At 53.7% G+C, this 23,431-nt stretch carries 21 protein-coding genes and 1 tRNA gene; 8 read left to right on the forward strand and 14 right to left on the reverse strand.

Annotated features, from left to right (window positions below):
- The first annotated feature begins 118 nt into the window (after positions 1–118).
- On the forward strand, positions 119–553 hold the full coding sequence (gene tnpA, locus BM258_RS15565; protein ID WP_090073844.1) for an IS200/IS605 family transposase: 435 nt from the start codon (positions 119–121) through the stop codon (positions 551–553).
- A gap of 119 nt (positions 554–672) precedes the next feature.
- On the opposite strand, the gene BM258_RS15570 is transcribed toward tnpA, so the two are convergent.
- Positions 673–2,070, reverse strand: a complete 1,398-nt coding sequence (locus BM258_RS15570; protein ID WP_090073845.1) for a hypothetical protein — start codon at positions 2,068–2,070, stop codon at positions 673–675.
- Positions 2,071–2,298: 228 nt separating this feature from the next.
- A tRNA-Arg gene (locus tag BM258_RS15575) sits at positions 2,299–2,375 on the reverse strand.
- Between the two features lie 444 nt (positions 2,376–2,819).
- Here BM258_RS15575 and BM258_RS15580 point away from each other — a divergent pair.
- On the forward strand, positions 2,820–3,458 hold the full coding sequence (locus BM258_RS15580; RefSeq protein WP_342029360.1) for a thermonuclease family protein: 639 nt from the start codon (positions 2,820–2,822) through the stop codon (positions 3,456–3,458).
- Positions 3,459–3,552: 94 nt separating this feature from the next.
- The gene (locus BM258_RS15585; RefSeq protein ID WP_139229294.1) at positions 3,553–5,028 is read left to right on the forward strand and encodes a M48 family metalloprotease; all 1,476 of its coding nucleotides are present in this window, start codon (positions 3,553–3,555) and stop codon (positions 5,026–5,028) included.
- Between the two features lie 111 nt (positions 5,029–5,139).
- Here BM258_RS15585 and BM258_RS15590 read toward each other — a convergent pair whose 3' ends face one another.
- The 5 genes from BM258_RS15590 to BM258_RS15610 all read right to left on the reverse strand — a co-directional run bounded on the left by BM258_RS15590 (position 5,140) and on the right by BM258_RS15610 (position 12,670).
- Positions 5,140–5,694 carry a CarD family transcriptional regulator gene (locus BM258_RS15590; protein WP_090073851.1) on the reverse strand — a complete coding sequence of 185 codons (555 nt, stop codon included), beginning with the start codon at positions 5,692–5,694 and terminating at the stop codon, positions 5,140–5,142.
- Between the two features lie 505 nt (positions 5,695–6,199).
- Positions 6,200–6,535 (reverse strand): ferredoxin FdxA, encoded by a 336-nt coding sequence (fdxA, locus tag BM258_RS15595; RefSeq protein WP_090073853.1) that lies wholly within the window; start codon positions 6,533–6,535, stop codon positions 6,200–6,202.
- A gap of 427 nt (positions 6,536–6,962) precedes the next feature.
- Positions 6,963–7,352 carry an RNA-binding S4 domain-containing protein gene (locus BM258_RS15600; protein WP_090073855.1) on the reverse strand — a complete coding sequence of 130 codons (390 nt, stop codon included), beginning with the start codon at positions 7,350–7,352 and terminating at the stop codon, positions 6,963–6,965.
- A 99-nt stretch (positions 7,353–7,451) separates the two neighbouring features.
- Positions 7,452–10,931, reverse strand: a complete 3,480-nt coding sequence (locus BM258_RS15605) for a helicase-related protein (RefSeq protein WP_407062730.1) — start codon at positions 10,929–10,931, stop codon at positions 7,452–7,454.
- 872 nt (positions 10,932–11,803) lie between these two features.
- Positions 11,804–12,670 (reverse strand): DUF3108 domain-containing protein, encoded by an 867-nt coding sequence (locus BM258_RS15610; RefSeq protein ID WP_090073856.1) that lies wholly within the window; start codon positions 12,668–12,670, stop codon positions 11,804–11,806.
- Between the two features lie 288 nt (positions 12,671–12,958).
- On the opposite strand from BM258_RS15610, the gene BM258_RS24500 reads away from it, so the two are divergent.
- The 3 genes from BM258_RS24500 (at position 12,959) to BM258_RS15620 (ending at position 14,246) form a co-directional block, all read left to right on the forward strand.
- Positions 12,959–13,117: a hypothetical protein gene (locus BM258_RS24500; protein ID WP_175528102.1), complete on the forward strand. Its 159-nt coding sequence runs from the start codon at positions 12,959–12,961 to the stop codon at positions 13,115–13,117.
- Between the two features lie 72 nt (positions 13,118–13,189).
- The gene (gene rpmB, locus BM258_RS15615; RefSeq protein WP_090073858.1) at positions 13,190–13,480 is read left to right on the forward strand and encodes a 50S ribosomal protein L28; all 291 of its coding nucleotides are present in this window, start codon (positions 13,190–13,192) and stop codon (positions 13,478–13,480) included.
- A 130-nt stretch (positions 13,481–13,610) separates the two neighbouring features.
- Positions 13,611–14,246 (forward strand): VUT family protein, encoded by a 636-nt coding sequence (locus tag BM258_RS15620; RefSeq protein ID WP_175528103.1) that lies wholly within the window; start codon positions 13,611–13,613, stop codon positions 14,244–14,246.
- A 122-nt stretch (positions 14,247–14,368) separates the two neighbouring features.
- Here the strand turns inward: BM258_RS15620 and BM258_RS15625 are convergent, their stop codons facing one another.
- The 4 genes from BM258_RS15625 to BM258_RS15640 all read right to left on the reverse strand — a co-directional run bounded on the left by BM258_RS15625 (position 14,369) and on the right by BM258_RS15640 (position 19,271).
- The gene (locus BM258_RS15625) at positions 14,369–15,433 is read right to left on the reverse strand and encodes an esterase-like activity of phytase family protein (protein WP_175528104.1); all 1,065 of its coding nucleotides are present in this window, start codon (positions 15,431–15,433) and stop codon (positions 14,369–14,371) included.
- A gap of 4 nt (positions 15,434–15,437) precedes the next feature.
- A complete protein-coding gene (gene cobT / locus BM258_RS15630) occupies positions 15,438–17,333 on the reverse strand; it encodes a cobaltochelatase subunit CobT (protein WP_090073860.1) in 1,896 nt (631 codons plus the stop codon).
- A 51-nt stretch (positions 17,334–17,384) separates the two neighbouring features.
- Positions 17,385–18,362, reverse strand: a complete 978-nt coding sequence (cobS, locus tag BM258_RS15635) for a cobaltochelatase subunit CobS (RefSeq protein WP_407062733.1) — start codon at positions 18,360–18,362, stop codon at positions 17,385–17,387.
- A gap of 276 nt (positions 18,363–18,638) precedes the next feature.
- The gene (locus tag BM258_RS15640) at positions 18,639–19,271 is read right to left on the reverse strand and encodes a J domain-containing protein (protein ID WP_090073863.1); all 633 of its coding nucleotides are present in this window, start codon (positions 19,269–19,271) and stop codon (positions 18,639–18,641) included.
- 315 nt (positions 19,272–19,586) lie between these two features.
- Here BM258_RS15640 and BM258_RS15650 point away from each other — a divergent pair, with 315 nt between their 5' ends.
- Entirely contained in the window at positions 19,587–19,847 is a 261-nt protein-coding gene (locus BM258_RS15650) for a BolA family protein (RefSeq protein ID WP_090073866.1), read from the forward strand.
- Positions 19,848–19,876: 29 nt separating this feature from the next.
- On the opposite strand, the gene BM258_RS15655 is transcribed toward BM258_RS15650, so the two are convergent.
- From BM258_RS15655 to BM258_RS15665, 3 genes are all read right to left on the reverse strand, one after another.
- Complete coding sequence (locus tag BM258_RS15655) at positions 19,877–21,148, reverse strand: HlyC/CorC family transporter (RefSeq protein ID WP_090073868.1); 1,272 nt, start codon at positions 21,146–21,148, stop codon at positions 19,877–19,879.
- A complete protein-coding gene (gene aroB / locus BM258_RS15660) occupies positions 21,148–22,266 on the reverse strand; it encodes a 3-dehydroquinate synthase (protein ID WP_090073870.1) in 1,119 nt (372 codons plus the stop codon). The genes BM258_RS15655 and aroB overlap by 1 nt, the downstream gene beginning before the upstream one ends.
- Before the next feature lie 167 nt (positions 22,267–22,433).
- Positions 22,434–23,024 (reverse strand): shikimate kinase, encoded by a 591-nt coding sequence (locus tag BM258_RS15665; RefSeq protein WP_090073872.1) that lies wholly within the window; start codon positions 23,022–23,024, stop codon positions 22,434–22,436.
- 228 nt (positions 23,025–23,252) lie between these two features.
- Here BM258_RS15665 and BM258_RS15670 point away from each other — a divergent pair, with 228 nt between their 5' ends.
- Positions 23,253–23,393, forward strand: coding sequence for a histidine kinase (locus BM258_RS15670; protein ID WP_090074125.1), 141 nt, complete (start codon positions 23,253–23,255; stop codon positions 23,391–23,393).
- The last annotated feature ends 38 nt before the right edge of the window (positions 23,394–23,431 follow it).

A 23,431-nucleotide genomic window follows, 5' to 3' on the forward strand; every position in this document is an offset into this window, starting at 1 on the left:
TTGTATCTACATTAAACCTCCACCTACGGTGGAGGATTGGACAAGTTCTACATTTTCGGTAAGAGACCTCCTCACTTGAACCATTGGCGTGGTTATAAGATCAAATGAGGAGGTTTTTATGGACGAAAATCACCTATCACACAGCACTTGGGACTGCAAATATCATATAGTATTCGGCTCTAAATATAGGACGAAACGTCTATATGGGGACTTGCGCCTTGAGCTGAGAGATCAATTTACCAAATTGGCATCACAAAAGGGCTGTCACATTGAGGAAGGGCATCTTATGCCCGACCACGTGCATATGCTGATCTCGATCCCACCCAAATATTCAGTGGCTCATATCGTTGGATTTCTCAAAGGAAAGACGGCTCTTTATGTGGCAAATAAGTATGCTAGAAAGCGCCGCTACAAGGGATATCACTTTTGGGCTCGTGGATACTTTGTCTCGACAACGGGCTATCAAGAGGAGGTCGTCAGACGGTATATCCGCAATCAGGAGAAGCAGGATAAGGCAACGGATTTTGCAGACCTGTTCAAGCCTAATTATTAAAGCGTAACAAAACCACTTCCAGTGGTTCAAGCGTAGCGTTTCAAACCTCCCCCTCTGGGGGAGGTCATGACTTGTTTGTGCCAGATCGCAAGAGGGCCTACGCAGCCCGGGTCAGATGCCTACACGATAAGATAGGCATAGATGAGAATCCAAACCGCCAATAAGCTGACAGCAACGAGAAAATAAGAACGGTTCCACACACGCCCGACATCAACAGTCGGGATACCACCAAAACGACCAATCATCATATTGGTTGCCGTGAAAGGAGATGTCAGCCCCGTAAGCGCCCAACCAGCCAGCATGGCAACGGCAAAGGTTGTCGGGTCCAGATCGAACAATGCCGCATCCGGCAAAAGCGGAGCAACCAGAGACAGGGTCAAAATCGGGTTTCCGCCCAATTGCCCCAGAACAGGCATGATCCACAGAAGGGCGATCAGCAGCAGCCAGGGTGGCAAGACCGTAAGATCGATCCCCGCGCGCGCCATCAGCGGCACCAGCACGGACGATCCGACCACGCCGATATAGCCGGCGCTCATCAGCAAAAGCAGATCCCCACGAAAGGCTGGCAGCTCCTTGTGCACATAATTGACCATCCGCGCGCGCACGACCGCCGCATCGCGAAACTGGATATAGAGCCAACCAACAGACAGCAAGGGCACCACCACCAGCACGATCCCCACAACGCGAATGCCCAGAAGCATTTCAAGTGCCAGCACCGGCAGCAGGATAACCACCAGCAACGCTGCCAGCGGCAAGAGTACCGTCCAGTGCAGATCGCTCTGCGCACGTTTGGGTGTGGCCGCGTTGGGTGAAAGCTTCGGCTTGAACACTGTATCCAGCGCCCAGCCGGTCCCAAGCAGGATCGCTGCCGTCCCAAGCCCTGGCAGCGCAATGCCCAGCCAGGTAATACCCGGAATGGTGGCTACAGCCATGGCTGTAGAAAAGGCCATCGGCGACCATGGCAAAGCTGAAATGAAGCCGCGCTGAATGGCCAGCAACATCCGTCTCGTGCGGATTTGCCGAATCTCCTCGTCAGGCTCATCCTTGCTACTGGCCAGCGCAAGCGTTCCCAACAGCTGGATCGAGCCGAAATTGAGCAAGAGTGCATAAATCTGCGTGCCGAAGGACAAAGATATATAACGGCGACCGGGAGGTTGAGCGGCAAGAAAGCCCCCCGCTTTACCCATGGCAGGAGAAGCCGACGCAGCCTCACGCAACACCGCAAGGGCACTGAAGAAAGAGGCCAGAAAACCAGTTTTGACAATAGCCGCCTGCAGCGCAGGCTGCCAGTCGTCATTCACAAGCACCATAGCCAGTGTAAGACCAGCACAAACAAACAGAAAGATCCGCCCGCCGCGCTTCGCGCTGATGGCCATCATCCCAACCATGAAAATGAGTGCCACCATCAAAGGCCACTGCACCCATTCCACTCCTGTCCACTCCAACAAGGCCTGCATCACGATAACGGAGACAACAACCCAGCCAAAGAAGGGATCAACCAAACGCGAAAAATTCATATAGGCCTGCTTTCGTAGGGAAAAAACAAGAAGACGAACGGCTGCACACCACCGAACTGCCGAACATTATAACTGATAAAAGGGATAGGACCCCAAGCCAAAAACCGGTTTCAGCAATCACTTCGGGTGCAAACATGGATCATTCTGCCTAAAACGCATAAACCGAAACCATAAAATGGATCAAGTCCGACTTTGCAGAAATATGACCATCAGGAGAAAAAGAAGAAATGGTGACCCCGGCGCGATTCGAACGCACGACCTACCGCTTAGGAGGCGGTTGCTCTATCCTGCTGAGCTACGGGGCCTCGTTTTATTCGCCGAACAACCAAAAGGTGCAACATCAACAAACCCACAGCAAAAGTTTACTCCGGGTTCGCCAAGGCTTATCCATGCTTGAAGAATTTGCTAAACTTCAACTCAGCAACACCAAGCACGGATCGGCATTTCAAAAACGCTGACGCTCTGTATCATTTCAACAATCCCAGATCAACCAGCCACACTCGCAATTCAGCATAACCCTTTCGATTTATTCAATTTCATGGTGCAACAGCTTCGTGCATAGATCTTCGTCCGCCCTCGCCATAAGCCTTTTTCTACTGACTGGTCATGCCTTTGCAGAAGAAAAGCATGTCGCAGCGTCTCCCTGCACTGAATCAGAAAAGCCTGTCACGCTAGGTAGCCCTCTGTCCTATAGCGCTCCTGTGGCTATCAAGCCGCGTGGGCAAGGCGGCTTCACCCTTAAGGGCCTTGTGCCGGACCTTTTTGCCAACTCCGAGCTTGAAAGACAAAAGCAAAAGGAAATCAGCCGCTTTTTAAGGAAAGCGCCAATAGAGGCCTATGTGACTGGCCATAAGAAACCAGACCGCTATGGACGACATGAAGCTTTTCTGGCTCACCTCAAAGATGGTAACGAGATCCTGCTTCAGGACAGTCTCGTCGCAAAAGGTCTGGCGCGGGTCTTGACCGACAGCCTTGAGGATGACTGTGCAGACCATCTTCTTTCTATCGAAGCAACAGCCCGCAAAACACAGAAAGGCTTGTGGAAAGAGGCTGCTTACCGCTTAAAAAAAGCTGATGATCTCCACCTTTCTGCCATTGTGTCCACCTACCAGATTGTGTCGGGCATCGTCTTATCCGTTCATCGCAAGGCAGATGGGACAAGCTATGTGAATTTTGGCGACAACTGGTATGAAGATTTCACAATCTCGCTAGGCAAGAAGGGCCTTCAAAGCTGGGAGGCCAAAAATAAATTTTTGGATGATTTACAAAACAAGCCCATATATGTTCGAGGCTGGGTAGAAGATCGTGGGGGGCCATTGATAGAGCTTCAGAATGCCAGCCAATTGACAGTGGCAGGCGAAACCAAAAGTCTCGGCGACACACGATAGCCAATCGGCGATCTTTCCGACAAAAAAGATAGCATTATCCGCTTTGCGAACAGAGCAGGCAGGCAGGCAGGCAAGCGAGCATGGGAACAAAGAAGTGAGCAAGAAACGCATCGACAAGTTGAAGATGGCAGGAGCCCTTTGCCTTTCGCTCATGCTTCTTGCTGGCTGCAAAAGCCTGATGACTGGCTCGGAAGAACCGACCATTTCTGGCGTTGCGCCCGCTGGCCTTTCTCCCAATGATAGCGTTGAACGGGCCATCGGCGCCAAAGAACACCCCAAAATCGTCAAAGCCTATGGTGGTGCTTATGAGAATCGCAAGCTGGAGCAGATGGTCTCCAAGCTGGTCGGTCGCCTTGTGGGGTCTTCCAGCGAGCCAAGCCGTCCCTACCGCGTCACCATCCTCAATTCACCGACAGTCAATGCCTTCGCTTTGCCGGGCGGCTATCTCTATGTTACGCGCGGGCTCATTGCGCTAGCCAACGACAAGGCAGAGCTGGCAGCTGTACTGGCTCACGAGATGGCCCATGTCACCTCTCGCCACGCCATCGCAAGAGCCGCAGCCCGACAGAATTCTGAACTTGTATCCAAAGTCATGGACAAGATGGTCAGCGAACGGACGAAGGGGGCGACCATCAAGGCGCGCCACTTGGTCACACTCGCCAGCTTCAGCCAGGTGCAGGAGCTCGAGGCCGACAAGATCGGTATAGAAACCGCTTATCTTTCCGGTCTGGACCCATTCGCCGCAAGCCGCTTTTTGCAAACCATGGGCGATTATGCCGCCTATCTGACAGGACGCTCAGAGCAGGGCAACAAGGCCAACTTCCTATCCAGCCATCCCGCCACACCGGAGCGCATCAAGGCTGCAGTATTCGCAGCCCGTCGATATGGCGGCCCCGAAATTGGAACGCGCGAAAGAGATGCCTATCTAGACGCGATTGATGGCATTCTATTTGGCGATGCGCCAGATGAGGGATTTGTGCGCGGCAATAGCTATATTCACCCGGCCTTGCGCATCCGTTTCAGCCCGCCAGAAGGCTATCGACTGGAAAACACGTCAAAAGCCGTGCTGGCAGTCGCTCCGGATGGCTCAGCCATGCGGTTTGACGGGGTCAATGTGAGCCCGGATGTTCCCCTGACCAACTATCTTACATCCGGCTGGGTAAGCGGCCTGATAACGGGTTCGATTCGCGAGCAGGTGATCAATGGCCATCCGGCTATTCTCGCGGCAGCTGAGGCCAAAGGCTGGACATTCCGCATTGCTCTTATTCGGGTAAAGTCAGCCACCTATCGTTTTGTCTTTGCGACCACCAAGCCCAATGCTACCTTCGAAAGCGCGATTGCGGAAACAGTCAATAGTTTCCAAACCCTCACGCATGATCAGGCGGCAGCTTTTAAACCGTTGCAGATCACGATCGTCACAGCCGGTTACGGCGATACGGTCCAGAAAATGGCGGCCCGCATGGCAGGTGCAAATGATGGCGAAACACTCTTTCGAATCTTAAATGACATCAAGACAGGCGAGCACCTCAAACGGGGACAAAAGCTGAAGCTTGTCACCCCCATGCGATAGCGCGCAATCTGCTTGAGCCAATGGCAGGCAAAAGAAAATCCCGGAAGCAAGCTTCCGGGATTTTTCAAACAACAACTGCCATTGCAGCAACCAAAGCCTTAAGCGGCTTCATTAGGCTGCAACTTCCTCTTCGCTCTTGCCAGCACCACGACGGGGGCTTTTGGAGAGGTTTTTCTCAATCAGATGCACAGCTTCCGTGGTGGACAGCTTGCGAATAGCAGCCACTTCACGTGCCATCCGATCAATAGCAGCTTCATAAAGCTGACGTTCAGAATATGACTGCTCAGGCTGGGTGTCGGAGCGATAAAGATCGCGAACGACTTCTGCAATCGAGTGCAGATCGCCGGAGTTGATCTTTGCTTCATATTCCTGCGCGCGGCGACTCCACATGGTGCGCTTGATACGAGCGCGCCCTGTAACCGTCGTCAATGCTTTCTCAACAGACTCTTCATCCGAGAGTTTACGCATACCAACCGAAGCAATTTTGCCCGTTGGAACACGCAAGGTCATTTTGTCCTGCTCAAAATTGATAACGAACAATTCAAGAGCGAGGCCAGCAACTTCCTGTTCCTCGATATTGACAATTTGACCCACACCATGAGCCGGATAGACAATAAATTCGTTGATTTTAAAGCCCTGACGTTGGGTGGCTTTTTTGATTGCCATACGCTTGAAACTCCCGCGTCACATAATTTCCAAGCGGACACATTGCCCGCCTGATCTTCCAAAAACAAAAGAGGGATCTCCCTCTTTGTCGGCATCCTTAAAAGGTAAAACCGGTCTAAGGCCCGCCTACAACCGCAAGCCCATTCCGGTTTCACATTTTCGCATCAAAGTCAGATAGGCACACGCATGTGGATTGCGTACTTTCACATTGCATCTTGCTCGAAATACGCATAAAAAAACTCCTGAAGTAGGAGCTGTGTGAACCTTCCTTTATCAGCTGATTGAGGGAGAATATCACATTTTTGCACATTTTCCAAACTTTGATTGTGATCAAAAGTGCGCCCTACCACCCCCCTAGCCTGCCAGACAAGTTGTATAATGCAGTAGAACGCAGATTTCTGCCGATTTCGACAGATTGAACGATGCTTTTTTATGCAAATAAAAAGCCGGTCGCTCAATAAATAGCGCCCGGCTTCGTTATACTAAAATTGCATAACTCCCATTCTTAATCCCCTTCTCCGGGATTGGTTGAGAGATATTGCAGTTTGTTTTCAACGCCGTCCCACTTCTTTGCTTCGGCCATCGGCTCTTTCTGAACCGTGATATTAGGCCAGACTTCACAATATTTCGCGTTGATCTCGAGCCATTCTTCAAGCCCGGGCTCTGTATCCGGCTTGATCGCTTCTGCCGGACATTCCGGCTCACACACACCACAGTCGATGCACTCATCCGGATTGATTACCAGAAAGTTTTCGCCCTCATAGAAACAGTCAACCGGGCAAACTTCCACACAATCGGTGTATTTGCATTTGACGCAATTATCGGTCACGACGTAAGTCATCACAAACTCCGCATACGATGCAGCTTGGTCTCTGCAATCGCAAAATTGGTCTATTACGGGAGTGCCTCACGGCCACATCCCGCTCCTTGCCGATCAAATATGTCATTGATCAAAAAGCCGGAGCGGCAAACTCAACGTGACTGTATAAAGACCACTCCCATTCGAGTTATCTTCTAGCTATCGCTTTTGCGCCCGGCGTTCAAGCAATATCAAATCTCTTCGGCTCCAGCACTGAACTCTTTCAGGCCCGATTCCTAAAGCCTCAGGGGCAGTTCGCTTCAAGACGCCCAGTAAACCGGTAGCCTTAAACCGCGCCCCACTTTTGCAAATGAAAGATGCATTCACAAGTCCACATTTAGGGCAAATGCGCAATTCCAACCGCAATTAAGAAACAGAATTGGCTACCAACCAACTCTTTCCATTTGCCTCATTCAAAAGGCCCTTGCTTCAGCCGCATCAGCTGTCGGCGATCCCTTTTGGTAGGGCGCCCGGTATGAGCCTCATGGGCAATGCCGGTGTCCGTTTCATCCTGCTTCTTTTCAGGAGCTGGCGAATGATCGGTATAAAGAAGCTGAGCCTCCGGAGCCGGCCCTCTGCGAGTACCAAGAGCCACAACTTCAAGGATGCGGATATGGCCAGCTCTGGCAATCGTCAGCACGTCGCCGGGCTTGATCTGGCGACTGGCAGCAGACACCTTCTCTTTGTTCACACGCACATTGCCAGCCGTGACAAGTTTGGCCGCCAGGCTTCTGGTCTTGGCGACTCGGGCAAACCAGAGCCACTTGTCTATGCGCAGTTTGGCACTTTCTTCGCTCATCACTCACCCAATAAAAAGGCACGCCGGAAAGCCGCCCTGTAATGCGACCTTGCGGCATGCCGATTGATTGATCCCGAACCGGTTCCCGTGGGAACAGGCTTATTTCTTGTTGTCCAGATTGGCCTTCAAGGCAGCCAATGCTGCAAATGGCGAATCTGGATCTGCAACCTTCTCTGGCTTGCGAGAGGACTGATCACGTGGTTTGCCGCGGCCCTTATCGCCGCCACCAGAGCGATTGCCGCCCTTGAAACCGCCTTCAGAGCGAGGACCATTGCGCTTTCCACCCTTGCGGAAATCCTTTTGGCCATCTTTCTGCCCCTCATTACGCCCACCGGCGCGAACACCGGGCTTCTGACGCTGACCGGACCGATTCGGACGGCGATCGCCACGACCACCCGGACGCCAGATTTCAAGCCACTGCTCTTCTTCCTCTGCGGTCTCGGTCGCAGCATCTGAAGGGGTAGCTTCTGCATCTGATGAGCCATCAGCTACAGGTGTACTATCCTGTGGAGAACTTGCCTCTGCAGCCGCTTCAGCCGGAGTTTCATCCGTTGAAGGAGCAGATTCGGCAGTCTTTTCAGCGGCCGCATCCCCATTGGAATCATCTTTGGCAGCATCCGCGTCAGCCGGTTTTGGCTCGATCTTGCGGCGCTCAACGCGATAACCCAACGACTTCAGGATGGTGGAGAAATCTTCCCCCGCACAACCCAGAAGAGACGTCATGGCAACCGTAACGGTGAAGCCACGATCCATTACCCCTTCAGGTGGTTCAGGTGATTCCTCGGTTGGACGCCAGCTCAGGAGCGGACGAATAAGGTCTGCCAGACGCTCGAGAATATCGATGCGAACAGCGCGCTTGCCATAGACACCAAAGCCCACGGTCTTGTAGAGCGCTGGAGAAACAGCCTCGTTGACCGGTATCGACGTACGCCCCGAAGCGGACAAGGATGGCACCTCAACGACGCCTTCCTGATCGATCCCGCCATTATGCAGAGCCCACATCATCACCAGCAAAGTGCTGGGGGCAGGCTTCAGCAGCGCCGGAATATAGATATGGTAGGCACCAAATCGAACTCCGAACTTGCGCAAGGAAGCACGGGCATCCTGATCCAGAGAACGCACGTCCTCCGCAACCGTCCTACGGTCCAGAATCCCAAGGTTTTCAACCAGTTGGAAAGCCAAGCCTTTGGCAATTCCATCCAATTCTTCCGTGCTGGACAGTTCAACCAGAGGCTGCAGCAGGAGATTGATATGGTTATTCAGCCAGAGGTTGATACGCGATTGGACATTTTCGAGTGCCACACCGCTTAGACCTTCATCTGCCAAGATGGTCAGACGCGGTTTCAAAACCGTATCGCCAGCCACCATTTTGGCAATCGGGGCTCCCTGCCAACGCAGCATGCCGTCACCAGACAGCAAGAACTGATCATTGGCCGCTCCGGCTATTTTTTCCGATCTGTTTTCGAATTCGACAGACAGGACCTTCTGCGCAGCGGCATGAATGGCTTTGGCATCGTTGCCTTCGGCACTCACATCGGGCGCAAAGCGAAATCCATGCAATTGACCAACATGCTGGCCTTCTACCAGCACGTCACCGGCAGGAGTAATTTCCGCTTCGAGCATTGCTTTTTCTCTCAGACGTTTCATCAATACACTAGTGCGCCTATCCAGGAAGCGCTTGGTAAGTCGCTCATGCAGGGCGTCGGACAGACGATCCTCCACAGCTCTGGTTTTCTCTTGCCACAAAACAGGATCATCTAGCCACCCCTTTTTGTTAGCAACAAAGGTCCAAGTGCGGATATGTGCAATTCTATTGGCGAGTGTGTCAATATCGCCATCAATTCTATCCGCATATGAAATTTGTGCAGCAAGCCATTCCTGAGACAAAGTGCCCCGCTCTTCAAGCTGCTGGAACAGCATACCAATCAATTCGGCATGATTGGTAGGCGCAATCTTGCGATAATCGGGAACTTGACACACATCCCACAGTAATTTGAGCTGATCGGGCTCATGAACCCGCCTTCGGATATCCCTGTTCTTGTATAACAGCTCCAAAGCCTGCACATCGCTGGCAGGTAAAGATCGCGTCAGACCCGGACGCCCCGGAGCGACTTCAAGCGACGCAATCAGATCGGTATAGCTCGAAAAGTCCAACAGCCGGTTACGCCATTGCAGCATCTTAATCGGTTGGAAGACATGCATCTCCAGCTGCTCGACCAGATCATCCTCAAATGGCGCGACCCGGCCCGTCACACCAAAGGTGCCATCGCGAGTGTGCCGCCCGGCACGACCCGCGATCTGGGCCAGCTCCGGCGCGGTCAGGCGTCGATGTTGGAAACCGTCAAATTTCTTCTCTGCCGCAAAGGCAATGTGATCAAGATCCAGATTGAGCCCCATACCAATCGCATCGGTTGCAATCAGATGCTCAACGTCTCCGTTCTGAAAGAGTTCCACCTGCGCGTTCCGCGTGCGCGGGCTAAGACTGCCCATAACAACCGCCGCCCCACCTCGCTGACGCCGGACAAGCTCCGCGATGGCATAGACATCATTGACCGAGAAGGTGACAACCGCAGAGCGTCTTGGCAGGCGAGACAACTTTTTCTGCCCGATATAGGAAAGCTGTGAGAGCCTGGGACGGGAAATGATGGTCGCATGAGGTAGAAGCATCTCGATCATCGGCTTCATGGTCTCTGCGCCAAGCAGGAGCGTTTCTTCCCGTCCACGCAAATGCAGCAGCCGATCGGTAAAGACATGCCCGCGTTCGAAGTCAGACGCCAATTGCACCTCGTCAATCGCCACGAAGGCGACATCGGCCTGGGCGGGCATCGCTTCGACCGTGCAGACATGATAGCGCGCCCCATCGGGAACGATTCGCTCTTCGCCTGTATGCAAGGCCACGAGATCCTTGCCCACCTTGTCCACCAGCTTGCCATAGACTTCGCGGGCCAGAAGGCGCAAGGGAAGCCCGATAATTCCCGAGGAATGAGCCACCATGCGCTCGATGGCCATATAGGTCTTGCCGGTATTGGTTGGCCCCAAAACAGCCGTTACGCGTCCCTGCGCCCCTGGATTGGAAGCCTTGCCCCCGAATTCATCGGCCCAGCCGGGCGCCCTGATGCCGAGCATCTCAGCCTGATTGGTCTTGTTCCGCGCAGAAGGGGCTGGCGCAGGCCGCACCACAGGCCTTGCAGGCTTGGCGGGTCGCTCACCCTCAAGATCTTTCGCAAATGCATCGGCAAAGGAAGACGATCCCGTCGCATCGGACGTCGATGCCTTGGCCGTGTTTGCCTTCTTGGCTGCACTGGCCTTTGCCTTCTCTTCCATCTTGCGAAAGTCAACAGCATCGGGATCTTCGCTCTGCCTCTTGGCCACTTGAGCGCCCTGCGAACGGGCGTGGCGCATAAGCTCCGCTTCGATGCCGGAAAATCCGCCAGCCGGATCGGCTTTCAATGCACGCTTCTTTTCCGCTGCCCGGCGGGCCTTGTCGGCCTCGGCCTTCCTGTCGAGTTCGGTTTTCAGGGATTGTCCGAATTCAGCCAGCGAAGCAAAGGGAGAATCGCTATCGTGTTTTTTGCTCATGGGCCTGGCAATAGCCTATCTCTGAGCCAATCATCGTCAAATGTCGGCTCAGTCATTGTCTTAATCCAAGCGAGGTGGCAACGGCTTAAAGCTTCGCCAACCCATTTCACGTCAGATAGTGGCCCAAACGCCTAAACGCAACAACAAAGCACCAAGTCACATCTGCTTGACCAATATCATGACAACAATTCACCCCATCCGCAACGGTCACGCGCATCTGCAGGCTTGACGAAGCCCTATTGGTAAAAACAATTACCCGCCGAGGCAAATTAATAATTAGAACGAGTCTGGAACGAATCATGGCCGAATCGGCGACTCCCGCAGATTCCTATTTTGTTCTCAACAGATCTGGATGACATTTTTACGTCAGCCACTAAATCTGGTGCCGCCCAAATTTCAGATGCGAACAGGGCTTGAAATTCCTTAACCCGAGCCTTCGGAATTTTTAATCAAGACGCTCCAATATGAAACAAACCCGCTTTTTCAATCCATTAAACAGATGGGCCCGCCGCCATGGCTGCTGTTAACCATTTGAACGCAGCCTGAACAAAATCAGCACGAATCGGCTATGTACGCATGTTTTTGATTTGTTCTCACCAAATATACACAGAAAGAGAGATTGGTTACCATATCTAGTGATGCCCCCACAGCATCAAGACTATGAGATATGGGCCTGTCGCAGCTTCGTTAAGACATTTTCCCGGAATGAGACACTTATGCAGGATTCCGCCAAAAGTCCGTTCGCAAATTGCAAACAGCCGGCTCCGGCCTTGTTGGCCACCAACAGCTTTAGCATTGATCTTAGGCTTTGAACTCAGGCAATAAAAAAGGGGCCCCAAGGCCCCTTGCACTCAATTCATATTGAAGACCATCTATTTGATGGTCAACTCCCGCGCTGACAACACCATGCGTCCAACCATCGTGCCGATCTGCAGCCTGTAGACGGCCACCACGGGTTCATCACCAACAGGAACGAACCAGGCTTCCAGATCCTTGTTCTCTTCCATATATTTGGTGCTCTTCTTGTTCGGGCGATGCCCAGCCACAAACCGGATGCGGGCACCACAGACCGTTGCCGGGCCAGAATAGGCATTCTTGCGCGACGAGCGGATCTCTTTGGTTTCCTTGTAGAACAGCTCGATATTATAGCGCCAGCGGCCATCGAACATGCGTACCGTGCGATTGCAGACAGACTTTCCGACCCTGTGCTTGTTGGAGCGCACTGACATCAACAGGCCGCTCAGCGGATCGACAATACCGCGCGTATGCACACGCCGCAGCGGAATACGGTCCGAATGTTTAGAGAGCGGTGGAGAGGCGGAAAAATCACTCACATTGCCCGACCGCATCGCGATCTGAACAATATTGTGGATCTTGTCTTCCTTGGAATTGAGGGCATACATGGAGGGCAACATGCGATCGCCACGGAAAGAGCCCTCACTGACAGCCCGCCCCTTGCTATCGATAAACAGGCGCGAGATACCAGACGTCTTGGCAAAAGCATCGATGGAATAGCGGTGCCCTTTAACCGAGGCCTCCACCGAGCCGCTTCCAACAGGGATGCCCGCAATGGAAATGGCAAATTTCGCATCGATGTCCGTGGCTTGGGCCTGAGGCGCAAAGGCAGCAAAGCCCAGCGCAGCACCGGCAATAGCCACTGCGCGCAAGGGCACCGTCCATTTTGCGGCCCCAGCTGGAAAATTTTTGCCAAGTGAGGTCATGCGTTTTCGTTCAAGCATGGTTTTCCCCAAACACCCTAAAATCTACAGCCCGGTTGTCTTATTGAACAATTCGGCTTTGTTGACCAATTGGATTTGATGACAATCTGTCCCCAGCCCTGAGAAACAAAGCGGTGCCAATAGACCAATCACCAGATATCTCTGTCCCACTCTCACTGAATATGGTTAACAAATTACAATCACGCGTCCTACGCAAAGTTCGGTATAAGAAAAGTGACCGGGAACTGCGCTACTTATGCAACGCTACACACAAGTCTGCAGCGCATCCGCTCAACAAGAGCGTGCATAATGAAGCGCAATCGCCTATTGAAAACCAACAATGGCGCAGGGGTTATTCGCAAAATAAGTCAGAATCTTGAAAAGAACACGCGAAACCACCCAGAAATGCTTGACGAGCGGCGCAAGGATCACTATACCGAGGCAACTTTCCGCCGTCGAGCATCCTAGCAAAACGGCAGAACACAGAACAGAAAATGAGCGGGCGCCATTGGCGTCCTACTAATTTGTGAGGGATTTTCCATGGCACGTCGCTGTGAACTGACCGGCAAAGGCGTTCAGTCCGGTAACAATGTCAGCCACGCAAAAAACAGAACCCGCCGTCGCTTTCTGCCAAATCTGGTGAATGTGACTCTGCTGAGCGATACACTCGGCACAGGTTTCAAGATGCGCGTCAGCGCTCACGCTTTGCGTTCTGTTGAACATCGTGGCGGCCTTGACGCTTTCCTGGCCAAAGCCAAAGAAGCAGATCTGTCAGCCAATGCGCAGCTGATCAAAAAGAAAATTGAAAAAGCACAGGTTGCTGCATCTTAATGCAGTTTCGGATTAGTCCGAAAATCTGGCTTGATCGTTAAGAAGCAGCGCCTCTTTTGGCGCTGTTTTCATATCCAACGCTGCTTTGGGCTATTCTCCCATTCGCGGCCAACATCAAGGAGGGTGACATATGGTTGCTACTCGTAAAACCCTTGGCCTTTCCGTTCTGGCCATGGTGGGCGTCGTTGCTGCGTCCAACTATCTCGTTCAATTCCCGTTCAAACCGTTTGGCCTGCAGGATCTGTTGACCTGGGGTGCCTTCACCTATCCGATGGCGTTTCTGGTAACCGACCTGACCAACCGCAAATGCGGCTCCAGGAATGCACGCATAGTGGTCGCCGCCGGTTTTGCCATCGCGGTTCTGATCTCTATCTGGCTTGCCACCCCGCGCATTGCCATAGCATCCGGCTCAGCCTTTCTGGTCGCCCAACTGCTCGATATCACGGTCTTCAACCGTCTGCGCCGCAACAGCTGGTGGAAAGCCCCGCTGGCTTCTTCCTTCTTCGGTTCGGTTCTCGACACGGTGATCTTTTTCGGCTTCAGCTTTGCTGCGTCCTTTGCCTTTCTTGATACAAGCTTTGGCATGACACCGGATGTCTTCCCGACAGAAGCCTCTTCTCTGCTGAGCCTTGGCCTGATTGATGCGCCGCGCTGGGTCAGCTGGGCAATCGTCGATTATTCCTGCAAGATGTTTGTCGCACTCCTGATGCTGGCGCCTTACAGATTGCTGCTCAGCCGTCAGGACGCTCTGCCAGCAACCGCTTGAAAGAAGCGGGAGTAAGAATAGAACCCCATCCATGCAAAAAGCCGGTCAATTCCAGACCGGCTTTTTCTATATCCCTTACCGTCATTGTCACCCGTTGTCAGCCATGTTTGCTTACATACGGGTTAGCGATTCGCAGGCAGACGAAACTGCAACAACAGTGTGCTCTGTAGAAAATTGAAATTATCATCAGACATGAGCGTAATCAGATTGTCTCCCGCCCCGCCCATCGGCTGAATATCCAGCGCTTCCATGTTATCCATACCATCGCCCAGATTGGCGCGGAACAGCAAATCGGTGTGAGCGATCGGTCCGGCCTGGAAGTCCTCTGCCCGCACCCGCCGCATTTGCACGACGAGCCCACCCAGAATGGAAAAATTCCGCTCAAGAATAACGAGGTCACCCTCTTGGGTGAAATCCGCATCCGCAGCCAGCAATTCCCCGGACTGAGGCAATGAGAAAGCCAGTGGAGCCCCTGCACCAACAATCCAGCCCAAGATGCGTCCATTCTTCGGCTTCTCGGAAAGAACCACAAAACCTCCGGCAAAAGGGTGTCCGTCGGGAATGGTCGCGATGGACTCCAGCCCCCGGTTGGCCTGATTGGCTTCACCGATCTCGCGCGACAAGGGAAGATGTCCCTCAAGCCGAAACAATTCGTTACCCTTGAGGCTATAGCGTGTCACCCGCGTCTCGCCCTCAAAGCTCACGAAGGCCTCACCGCCCTTGATCGCAAGTCCTTCGGAATCCCTGCGCCATCTTGGTAGCTCGACGCCGACACCGGGCAAGGGACGTATGGACGTATCCGCAAGCGTGATGGGGCGTTCCCCCTCACGGACAAGACGGGCAGACAGAACACTGCCCCTGTCACTGATCGCCAGAAAATGATCTGGATCCACGAAGGCAAGACCGGAAAAGCCACCAAAGGTCGGCTCATCGCTGGAAAGCGTGAGGCCACCAAGCCATTCCAACTGACCATAGGTTGTCCGCCCTGAAGAAAACCGCCCGAGACGGTCGATAATCTGGGCAGAAACATCAATGGCAATGCTGCTCGGCGCAGCCTTGGGCAACGCCTCCATAGGGGCCGTGTGCCCTTGCACAGAAAGGCTGGTCGCAATGGTCACCAAAATAGAAAAGCAGACTGACAATCGCAGTCTGCTTTTACTGAATAAGCCGGTCTTGCTGGACTGCATGCCCTTACCGCCTCCTGAGGCGACGCGACGGTGCATGGGGTTCCTGAGACACATTCTCGTCGAACAATTCCGCCAGCTTTTCGGTCATGGCGCCGCCAAGCTCTTCGGCATCGATGATCGTCAACGCACGCTTGTAATAGCGTGTCACATCATGGCCGATACCAATCGCCAACAAATTGACCGGAGAACGTGTTTCAATCTCTTCGATCACTTCGCGCAGATGCTTCTCAAGATAGGTGCCTGCATTGACGGACAGGGTGGAATCATCGACCGGTGCCCCGTCCGAGATCATCATCAGAATCTTGCGCTGTTCAGGCCGCATCAGCAAACGCTTGTGCGCCCAATCCAGAGCCTCCCCGTCGATATTTTCCTTAAGAAGACCTTCACGCATCATAAGGCCCAGATTGCGCCGCGACCGGCGCCATGGACTATCGGCAGACTTGTAGATGATGTGGCGCAAATCATTCAGACGCCCCGGATTGGCAGGCTTGTCAGCCTTCAGCCACGCCTCGCGGGATTGACCGCCCTTCCAGGCCTTGGTCGTAAAGCCAAGGATCTCGACCTTCACATTGCACCGTTCCAGCGTGCGCGCCAGAATATCGGCACAGACAGCAGCAATGGAGATCGGACGCCCACGCATAGAGCCCGAATTATCCAGCAGCAGGGTCACAACCGTGTCGCGGAATTCAGTCTCCTGCTCCCATTTGAAAGAGAGCGGCCGCATGGGATCGGTGACGACGCGGGTCAGCCTTGCGGTATCCAGCAGGCCTTCTTCCAGATCGAAATCCCAGCCGCGATTCTGCTGAGCCAAAAGCCGGCGCTGCAAACGGTTGGCCAGACGGGCAACAACCTGATGCATATTCTGCAATTGCTTGTCCAGATGTCCGCGCAAGCGATCCAGCTCGGCCTGCTCGCACAATTCCTCGGCATGAATGACCTCATCAAAGGCACGGGTAAACACCTTGTAGCCCTTGTCCGGTTCATTCTTGCCATAGTCCGGTGGCATGACGGATTCGCCGGTATCATCGCCATCCAGCTCATCAAAGTCATCCATGTCCTGACTGAGCTGCTCGTCAGCCTCGGACTGGCCACCTTCAAGATCGTCGGCACCGGCTTCTGCCTGTTGCTGTTCTTCCTGCTCACCGCCTTCGGCATCTTCGGAATTGTTGCTGCTATCAGCATTTTCTTCCGCGCCATTGTCGGTGTCGTCAGCATTCTCTTCGCTGTCTTCAGCCTCACCGCCAAGATCATCGGCCACATCGAGATCCGCCAGAACCCGCCGCAGATGCCGTGCAAATTTGGTCTGGTCGAGCATATCCTCGCCGATAGTGTCCAGACTGTCGCCAGCGGTCTCTTCCACCCAGCCGCGCCATTGCTCCACCAGATGATGGGCAGAATCAGGAATTGGCGCGCCGGTCAACTTCTCGCGCACCAAGAGGGACAACACATGATCAAGCGGCGCTTCTTCCACACGGGAGGAATCGCCACTAACAAAGCGGCTGTAGCGGTCTTCGAGCATGGCAGAGACATTTTGCGCCAATCCCGCCATCTGTTGGGAGCCGATGGCTTCCACGCGCGCTTGCTCAACGGCATCAAAAACACCGCGTGCCCTTGCCCCATCCGGAGCAAGCTTGGCATGCACCCGCGGATCATGGCAGGCCACACGCATGGCCAGACTGTCCGCCTGTCCACGCAGAATTGCCGCCTTTTCCTTGGTCAGCGCACGCGGCGGTTCAGGCAGGCGAGCCTGCCCGTTGATCAGCATCGGGCGGTCCGCCGAAAAATGCACATCCAACTCGACGGGCCCGGCAATCGCCTTGAGCGTACCGCCCACCGATTGCTTGAACCGTTCGTTTGGATCAACAGATCCGCCCAGTTTGGATGAAGACTTGCTCGACATGCCTTGTTATTCCTGCCTGTTCCCTCTTGATCGATGCAGTGACGACAAGCCTTAGCTTACGGCCACATTCAGGGATGATTCTGGCAATTCCTCACCGAAACACCGCTGATAGAATTCAGCCACCAAAGGCTGTTCTAGCTCATCGCATTTATTGAGGAACGTAACCCGGAAGGCAAAGCCAAGGTCGCCGAAGATATCGGCATTTTCAGCCCATGTGATCACCGAACGCGGGCTCATGACCGTCGACAGATCGCCATTCATGAAGGCATTACGGGTCAAATCGGCTACACGCACCATCTTGTTGGCGGTGTCCTTGCCATCGTCACCGATAAGGGATTTGACCTTGGCCAGCACAATATTCACTTCGTTATCGTGCGGCAGATAGTTAAGCGTGGTCACGATAGACCAGCGGTCCATCTGGCCCTGGTTGATCTGCTGCGTACCATGATACAGTCCCGACGTATCCCCAAGGCCAACCGTGTTGGCCGTTGCGAACAGGCGGAAAGCCGGATGCGGACGAATGACGCGGTTCTGGTCGAGCAGGGTCAGGCGACCGGCCACTTCCAGCACGCGCTGAATAACGAACATCACGTCTGGACGACCGGCATCATATTCGTCGAACACCAGCGCCACATTATTCTGCAATGCCCATGGCAGAATGCCATCACGGAATTCGGTGATCTGCTTGCCATCCTTCAGGACAATCGCATCCTTGCCGATCAGATCGATTCGGGAGATGTGGCTATCGAGGTTGACGCGCACGCAAGGCCAGTTGAGGCGCGCTGCGACCTGTTCGATATGAGAGGACTTACCCGTGCCGTGATAACCGGAAATCATCACGCGGCGGTTGTGGGCAAAACCCGCAAGGATCGCCAGCGTGGTCTCCCTGTCAAACAGATAATCAGGATCAAAATCAGGCACATGATCGCTTTTTTCACTGAAGGCAGGAACCATCAGATCGATATCAAGGCCGAATACATCGCGCACAGACACCTCGGTATCCGGCAAATTGGAAATCTCGTTGCTCATATCATTCATAACACTGCTCTGGATGAGGCCGCTCTCGACTCGCATATACGTCACTGGAAAGGGTTGTGATCAACACCTGAAGATGGCCTTCTGGAAAAGCCTAGCTGTTCAGTTGGGCAACTTAAAGCAAACGCGACCGAAAAGGAAAGGAAAGATTATGTCTTTCTGCCTACAACGCGAAAAAAGGATACGAAGCGCGAAGCAGACTAGAAGCGTAAAAAGGCACCAGCTGGGCCTCGGGTGGTCTGGCCAATGAAGGCCAGACACCGGGCATGACTATCCAACATAGCCGCCTGCACGCAAGGTATTATAGGCCGCGATCACGTCTTGCAGACGTTCTTCACAAGCCCGATCCCCTTTATTGAGGTCCGGATGGTTCTCTTTGAGCAGGCGCTTATAGGCGCGCTTCACATCATCTGCGGTAGCAGGCAGCGTCAAGCCGAGCGTTTCAAAAGCCTTGGCCTCCAATGGACGCAATTTGCGGGTTTGGTCCTGGTGACGGGAGCGACGTTTCATGCGCTCTGCGGCACGCTGGGCCCGACCATTGGAAAAGCCGGTTGTCTCCCAGCTCTTGCCCATGGTTTCACCCGCCTTGTCAGTCGCATTACCCCATGCGTTGACACCCATTTTCCAGGTTGGACGTTCGCCAGTGACCGTGCTTGCCTTGGCGGTATCGGCAGTGTCGTCATCCATACCGGTAAAATAGTTGTAGTTCTTGTTGAACTCACGGGCATGCGCCTCACAGAAATTGTGAAACTCGCGACCACCCGAGCCACGCTTTGGAGCCTTGCAGCCGCCCTTCTTTTCACACCCAGGCCACTCGCACGTTTCTTCTTGCTGTTTCTTTTTACGACGATCCGTATCAGGCTTGATGCGGATAGAGTCGAACAGTTTCGAGTCGAGGTTCATGAATCTAATCTTGTCTCCGGACGCCGGTTATCTCTCGTGTCGGTTTCTCTAGTGTATGATCATGGAGGCAAACTGCGCCGAAAACACAGCGCTGAAACACTCCAAGTTGCTCTTTTGGCAGCCATCTCGAAAAGAAAAGCCATCAAAGGCCCTTCCAAGATGCCGCCAAGGATGACAGGATCACAAATTGCAAATGAGCAATTCGAACTTGAACTCTATTGCAAAACGGGAAAATCGTTCCCATTTGCGTAAAGATAACAAAGAGACCCAAATCACCCCAAAATCAGGAAGTGCGACAGTTCACCATTCCCAGCCATGACCGTCAAGCAGAACATCGAGAAAAAATTGAACAATCAACTTCAGCCCACAATGTTAGAGGTGATTGATGAATCAGACCTTCACATAGGTCACGAGCACGCGCGCCCCGAAGGGGAATCCCACTTCAGAGTCCGCATAGCAAGCCCTCTCTTTGCAAACCTCTCTCGGGTCCAGGCCCACAGAATGGTGCATGATGTTATCAAAGAAGAGCTAAAAGGTCCAATCCATGCGCTCGCGCTGGAAACCATAAAGCCCTGAAGGATAAGCGGCGAGAAAAGCCGCCCCCCCTATTGTACCGGCTGCACCGGCGTGATCCGCAAAGACGTAATCCTGTTTCTTTCCTTGCGCAACACACGGAAGCGGAAATTATAGAAAGTGAAGCCCTGCCCCGGCTCGGGGATCTGGCGGGCTTCATGGATGACAAGCCCGGCAATCGTCGTGGCTTCTTCATCGGGCAATTCCCAATCAAGCGCCCTGTTGAGGTCGCGGATCGGTACCGATCCATCCACCAATACAGAGCCGTCAGGCTCCTTGCGCACACCCTTGACGTCGATATCATGCTCGTCGGCAATGTCGCCGACAATTTCCTCGATGATGTCCTCAAGAGTGACCAGCCCCATCACCTCACCATATTCATCAACCACCAGCGCGAAGTGACTCTTGCGCTTCAGAAAGGCATTGAGCTGCGCCTTGAGGCTCGTCGTATCCGGCACATACCATGGCTCGGATGCCACAGCGACAATATCCAGATCCTTGGCTTCGCCCTTCACTTCGGATAGCGCCCGCAACACATCCTTGGCATGCAGAATACCAATGAAATTGTCTTGCTCACCCTGCCAGAGGGGAATGCGGGTATATTGGCTCTTCAGCACCTGCTCGACGATGGATTCCGGCCCGTCATCCAGATTGATGGACTTGACGCCCGTGCGGTGAACCATCACGTCAGATACATCCAGCTCGGCCAAATCCAGCAAACCGCCAAAGCGGTCCTTGTCGGCCTTGACCACACTGCCTTCCATATGCAGCAAATCAACCGCACCGCGCAATTCATCCTGCCCCGACTGGGCATGATTGTCTTTGGCCTCAATGCCCAGCATGGCGATAATGCGCGTCACGATCCATTCAACAGCCGCCATGGCAGGGCCAAAGACCTTGGTGATCACATTGACATAGGGTCCAACCCGCAAGGCAAAGCTGTCCGGATCCGAGATCGCCCATGTTTTCGGCAAAACCTCGGCAAAGACCAGCACAACGAGGGTCATGACCAACGTTGCATAAACAACGCCGGTTTGCCCGAACAGATTGATGAACAGGCTGGTGGCCAGCGCAGACGCGAGAATATTGACCAGATTGTTGCCCAACAGCAGCGACCCGATCATCCGCTCTTTGATCTGGAGCAGTTGGTTGACGGCCTGCGCGCCCGGTTCGCCATTTTTCTCCTTCTGGTGCATGCGAGCACGAGAAGCAGCGGTCAGCGCCGTTTCAGAGCCGGAAAAGAAGCCCGACATCACAATCAAGATCAGTATAGCCAGAGCAATCAGCCAAAGCCCGGTAGCCATCAGCCCAGTTTCTCCTCAAGGAAAGCACGCACCGCAGCTGGCTCTACACCCTTCTCCACGAAGGATTGGCCAAGGCCACGCGTCAGAATGAAATTCAGATTTCCCCGGGACACTTTCTTGTCCTGAGCGATATAGTCCATCAAAAGGTCCACTTTCGGCAATTGTCCCGGAATGTCCCTTATATGGGTAGGCAACCCTACTGCTTGCAAGTGGGCAACCACACGATCTGTCACCGCCGCATCGCAAAGCCCTAGTCGGGACGAAAACTCATGGGCCAGAACCATGCCGATGGCCACGCCTTCTCCATGCACAATGCGCTCGGCATCATATTCGGCCATGCCTTCCAGGGCGTGCCCGAAGGTATGCCCCAGATTAAGCAAGGCACGCTGGTCGGCCTCTTTTTCATCGGCAGCCACCACATCGGCCTTTGCCTGACAGGAACGCGCAATCGCTTCTTCCCGCTCCGGTCCCCCATCAAAAATGCCCTGCCAGTGACGTTCCAGCCACTCAAAGAAATCCGGATCATTGATCAGGCCATATTTGGCCACTTCCGCATATCCAGCCTTGAAATCGCGTGGCGTCAGGGTATCCAGAACAGCCGTATCAGCCAGCACCAGATGCGGCTGATTAAAAAGCCCGATCAGGTTTTTGCCATGACTGGTGTTGATCCCCGTCTTGCCACCGACTGACGAATCCACTTGTGACAGCAGCGTTGTGGGCACCTGAATGAAGCGCATACCACGCCGGACAATTCCGGCGACAAAGCCTGCCAGATCGCCGATGACACCGCCGCCGAGCGCAATGACGATATCGCCCCGCTCCAGCTTGCTATCCAGAACGGCATCTGCGGCCTTCATCAGGCCCTTGTAGCTCTTGCTCTTCTCTCCCGGCTCCATGACGATCACATAAGGATCGACACCAACCTCCCGCAAAGAGGCCTCGGCGGTATCCAGATGCAATCCGGCCACGTTGGAATCGGTAATGATGACGGCTTCGGATGAGGGAAACAGCGTCTTGAATGCCTCCCCTAGGCCGGAAAGGATCGACCGTCCGATCAGGATGTCATAACTGCGTTCACCAAGATCGACGCGCACCGTGCGCTTCACACCATCTATCATTTTATTCCCTCAATCCTCAAAAAAGCCCCAGAAAAGCAACCTCGCCCCCCACCTAACGGTCGATCAGACCGTCGCGACAGACTGCTGCTGTCAGGCGCTCGCGCAGCGATCTCCAAAGATCTTTCATTCAGCACCATCATTTGCCAAGAGACCAAACGGCCTTCCGGTCACCCCTTGTCGGCAATACCGGTGTGGCTCTCCAGAGCCTCGATGACGGATGTTACAATACGATCATGGGGGGCCTCTTTCGAAAGCACCATAACATCGGCCGTTGCATAGACAGGATAGCGTTCATCCATCAGGCGGCGCATGACACCCTCGGGGTCGGGATCTTTAAGCAAAGGGCGATGGGATCTGCGCCGGACGCGCTCCATCAACACATCGAATTCGGCCTTCAGCCAAACGGAAACACCACGTTCGGCAACCAATGCCCGCGTTTCATCATTCATCCACGCGCCGCCCCCGGTGGCAATCACCTGATCGCCTTCATCAAGCAGGCGCGCAATCACGCGTTTTTCGCCATCGCGGAAATGAGCTTCCCCATGCTGCGCAAAAATTTCGGCAATGGTCATATTGGCAGCTGCTTCGATCTCATGGTCGGCATCGCGAAAAGGGATGGACAACCGTTTGGCCAGACGTCGTCCAATCGTTGTCTTGCCAGCGCCCATGAGCCCGACGAGCACGATCGGGCGCCCGCCAAGGGCTGCCACAACGCGTGCTTCCCGTTCTTTGTTACCAGCTGTCTTCGTATCCGCCATATGCGTCCCTGCGCCCGTACACCCTGTCCCGTTAACGATTGGCCCAGATTTGCGCTGGAAAGGTCAAATCTGTCAAGCAACCATTTCAAATTCAACGCTTTCAAAGCGCTACCGTCCCCAATTCAACCAAAAGGGATTGGAAAGGCTCGCCAAATAAATGACATTAACAAACTATTGATGCTAGGTTGGCACGATAATATCGCAAAAACCAAAATCAAGGATTGTTCAATGCCTAGTCTGATCAAAGCACTTGTGTTTCTTCTCGTTCTGGGCGGACTGGTCGCGGGGGGCATCTTTGCGCTGGCCAATTTTGTTGAGCCGACACAGCGCGAAATGGTCGTCCGCATCCCGTCCCGAACCATCAACTGATCCCTAGTCATTCTCTTGACCCGAGCAATTCTTGAACC

The organism is Cohaesibacter marisflavi (genome assembly GCF_900115225.1).
GTDB lineage: Bacteria > Pseudomonadota > Alphaproteobacteria > Rhizobiales > Cohaesibacteraceae > Cohaesibacter > Cohaesibacter marisflavi.

Coding starts and splice junctions, on each gene's coding strand:
- tnpA (WP_090073844.1), top strand. CDS start 119: ATGGACGAAAATCACCTATCACACAGCACTTGGGACTGCAAATATCAT.
- BM258_RS15570 (WP_090073845.1), bottom strand. CDS start 2,070: ATGAATTTTTCGCGTTTGGTTGATCCCTTCTTTGGCTGGGTTGTTGTC.
- BM258_RS15590 (WP_090073851.1), bottom strand. CDS start 5,694: ATGGCAATCAAAAAAGCCACCCAACGTCAGGGCTTTAAAATCAACGAA.
- fdxA (WP_090073853.1), bottom strand. CDS start 6,535: ATGACTTACGTCGTGACCGATAATTGCGTCAAATGCAAATACACCGAT.
- BM258_RS15600 (WP_090073855.1), bottom strand. CDS start 7,352: ATGAGCGAAGAAAGTGCCAAACTGCGCATAGACAAGTGGCTCTGGTTT.
- BM258_RS15605 (WP_407062730.1), bottom strand. CDS start 10,931: ATGAGCAAAAAACACGATAGCGATTCTCCCTTTGCTTCGCTGGCTGAA.
- BM258_RS15610 (WP_090073856.1), bottom strand. CDS start 12,670: ATGCTTGAACGAAAACGCATGACCTCACTTGGCAAAAATTTTCCAGCT.
- BM258_RS24500 (WP_175528102.1), top strand. CDS start 12,959: ATGAAGCGCAATCGCCTATTGAAAACCAACAATGGCGCAGGGGTTATT.
- rpmB (WP_090073858.1), top strand. CDS start 13,190: ATGGCACGTCGCTGTGAACTGACCGGCAAAGGCGTTCAGTCCGGTAAC.
- BM258_RS15620 (WP_175528103.1), top strand. CDS start 13,611: ATGGTTGCTACTCGTAAAACCCTTGGCCTTTCCGTTCTGGCCATGGTG.
- BM258_RS15625 (WP_175528104.1), bottom strand. CDS start 15,433: ATGCAGTCCAGCAAGACCGGCTTATTCAGTAAAAGCAGACTGCGATTG.
- cobT (WP_090073860.1), bottom strand. CDS start 17,333: ATGTCGAGCAAGTCTTCATCCAAACTGGGCGGATCTGTTGATCCAAAC.
- cobS (WP_407062733.1), bottom strand. CDS start 18,362: ATGAGCAACGAGATTTCCAATTTGCCGGATACCGAGGTGTCTGTGCGC.
- BM258_RS15640 (WP_090073863.1), bottom strand. CDS start 19,271: ATGAACCTCGACTCGAAACTGTTCGACTCTATCCGCATCAAGCCTGAT.
- BM258_RS15650 (WP_090073866.1), top strand. CDS start 19,587: ATGACCGTCAAGCAGAACATCGAGAAAAAATTGAACAATCAACTTCAG.
- BM258_RS15655 (WP_090073868.1), bottom strand. CDS start 21,148: ATGGCTACCGGGCTTTGGCTGATTGCTCTGGCTATACTGATCTTGATT.
- aroB (WP_090073870.1), bottom strand. CDS start 22,266: ATGATAGATGGTGTGAAGCGCACGGTGCGCGTCGATCTTGGTGAACGC.
- BM258_RS15665 (WP_090073872.1), bottom strand. CDS start 23,024: ATGGCGGATACGAAGACAGCTGGTAACAAAGAACGGGAAGCACGCGTT.
- BM258_RS15670 (WP_090074125.1), top strand. CDS start 23,253: ATGCCTAGTCTGATCAAAGCACTTGTGTTTCTTCTCGTTCTGGGCGGA.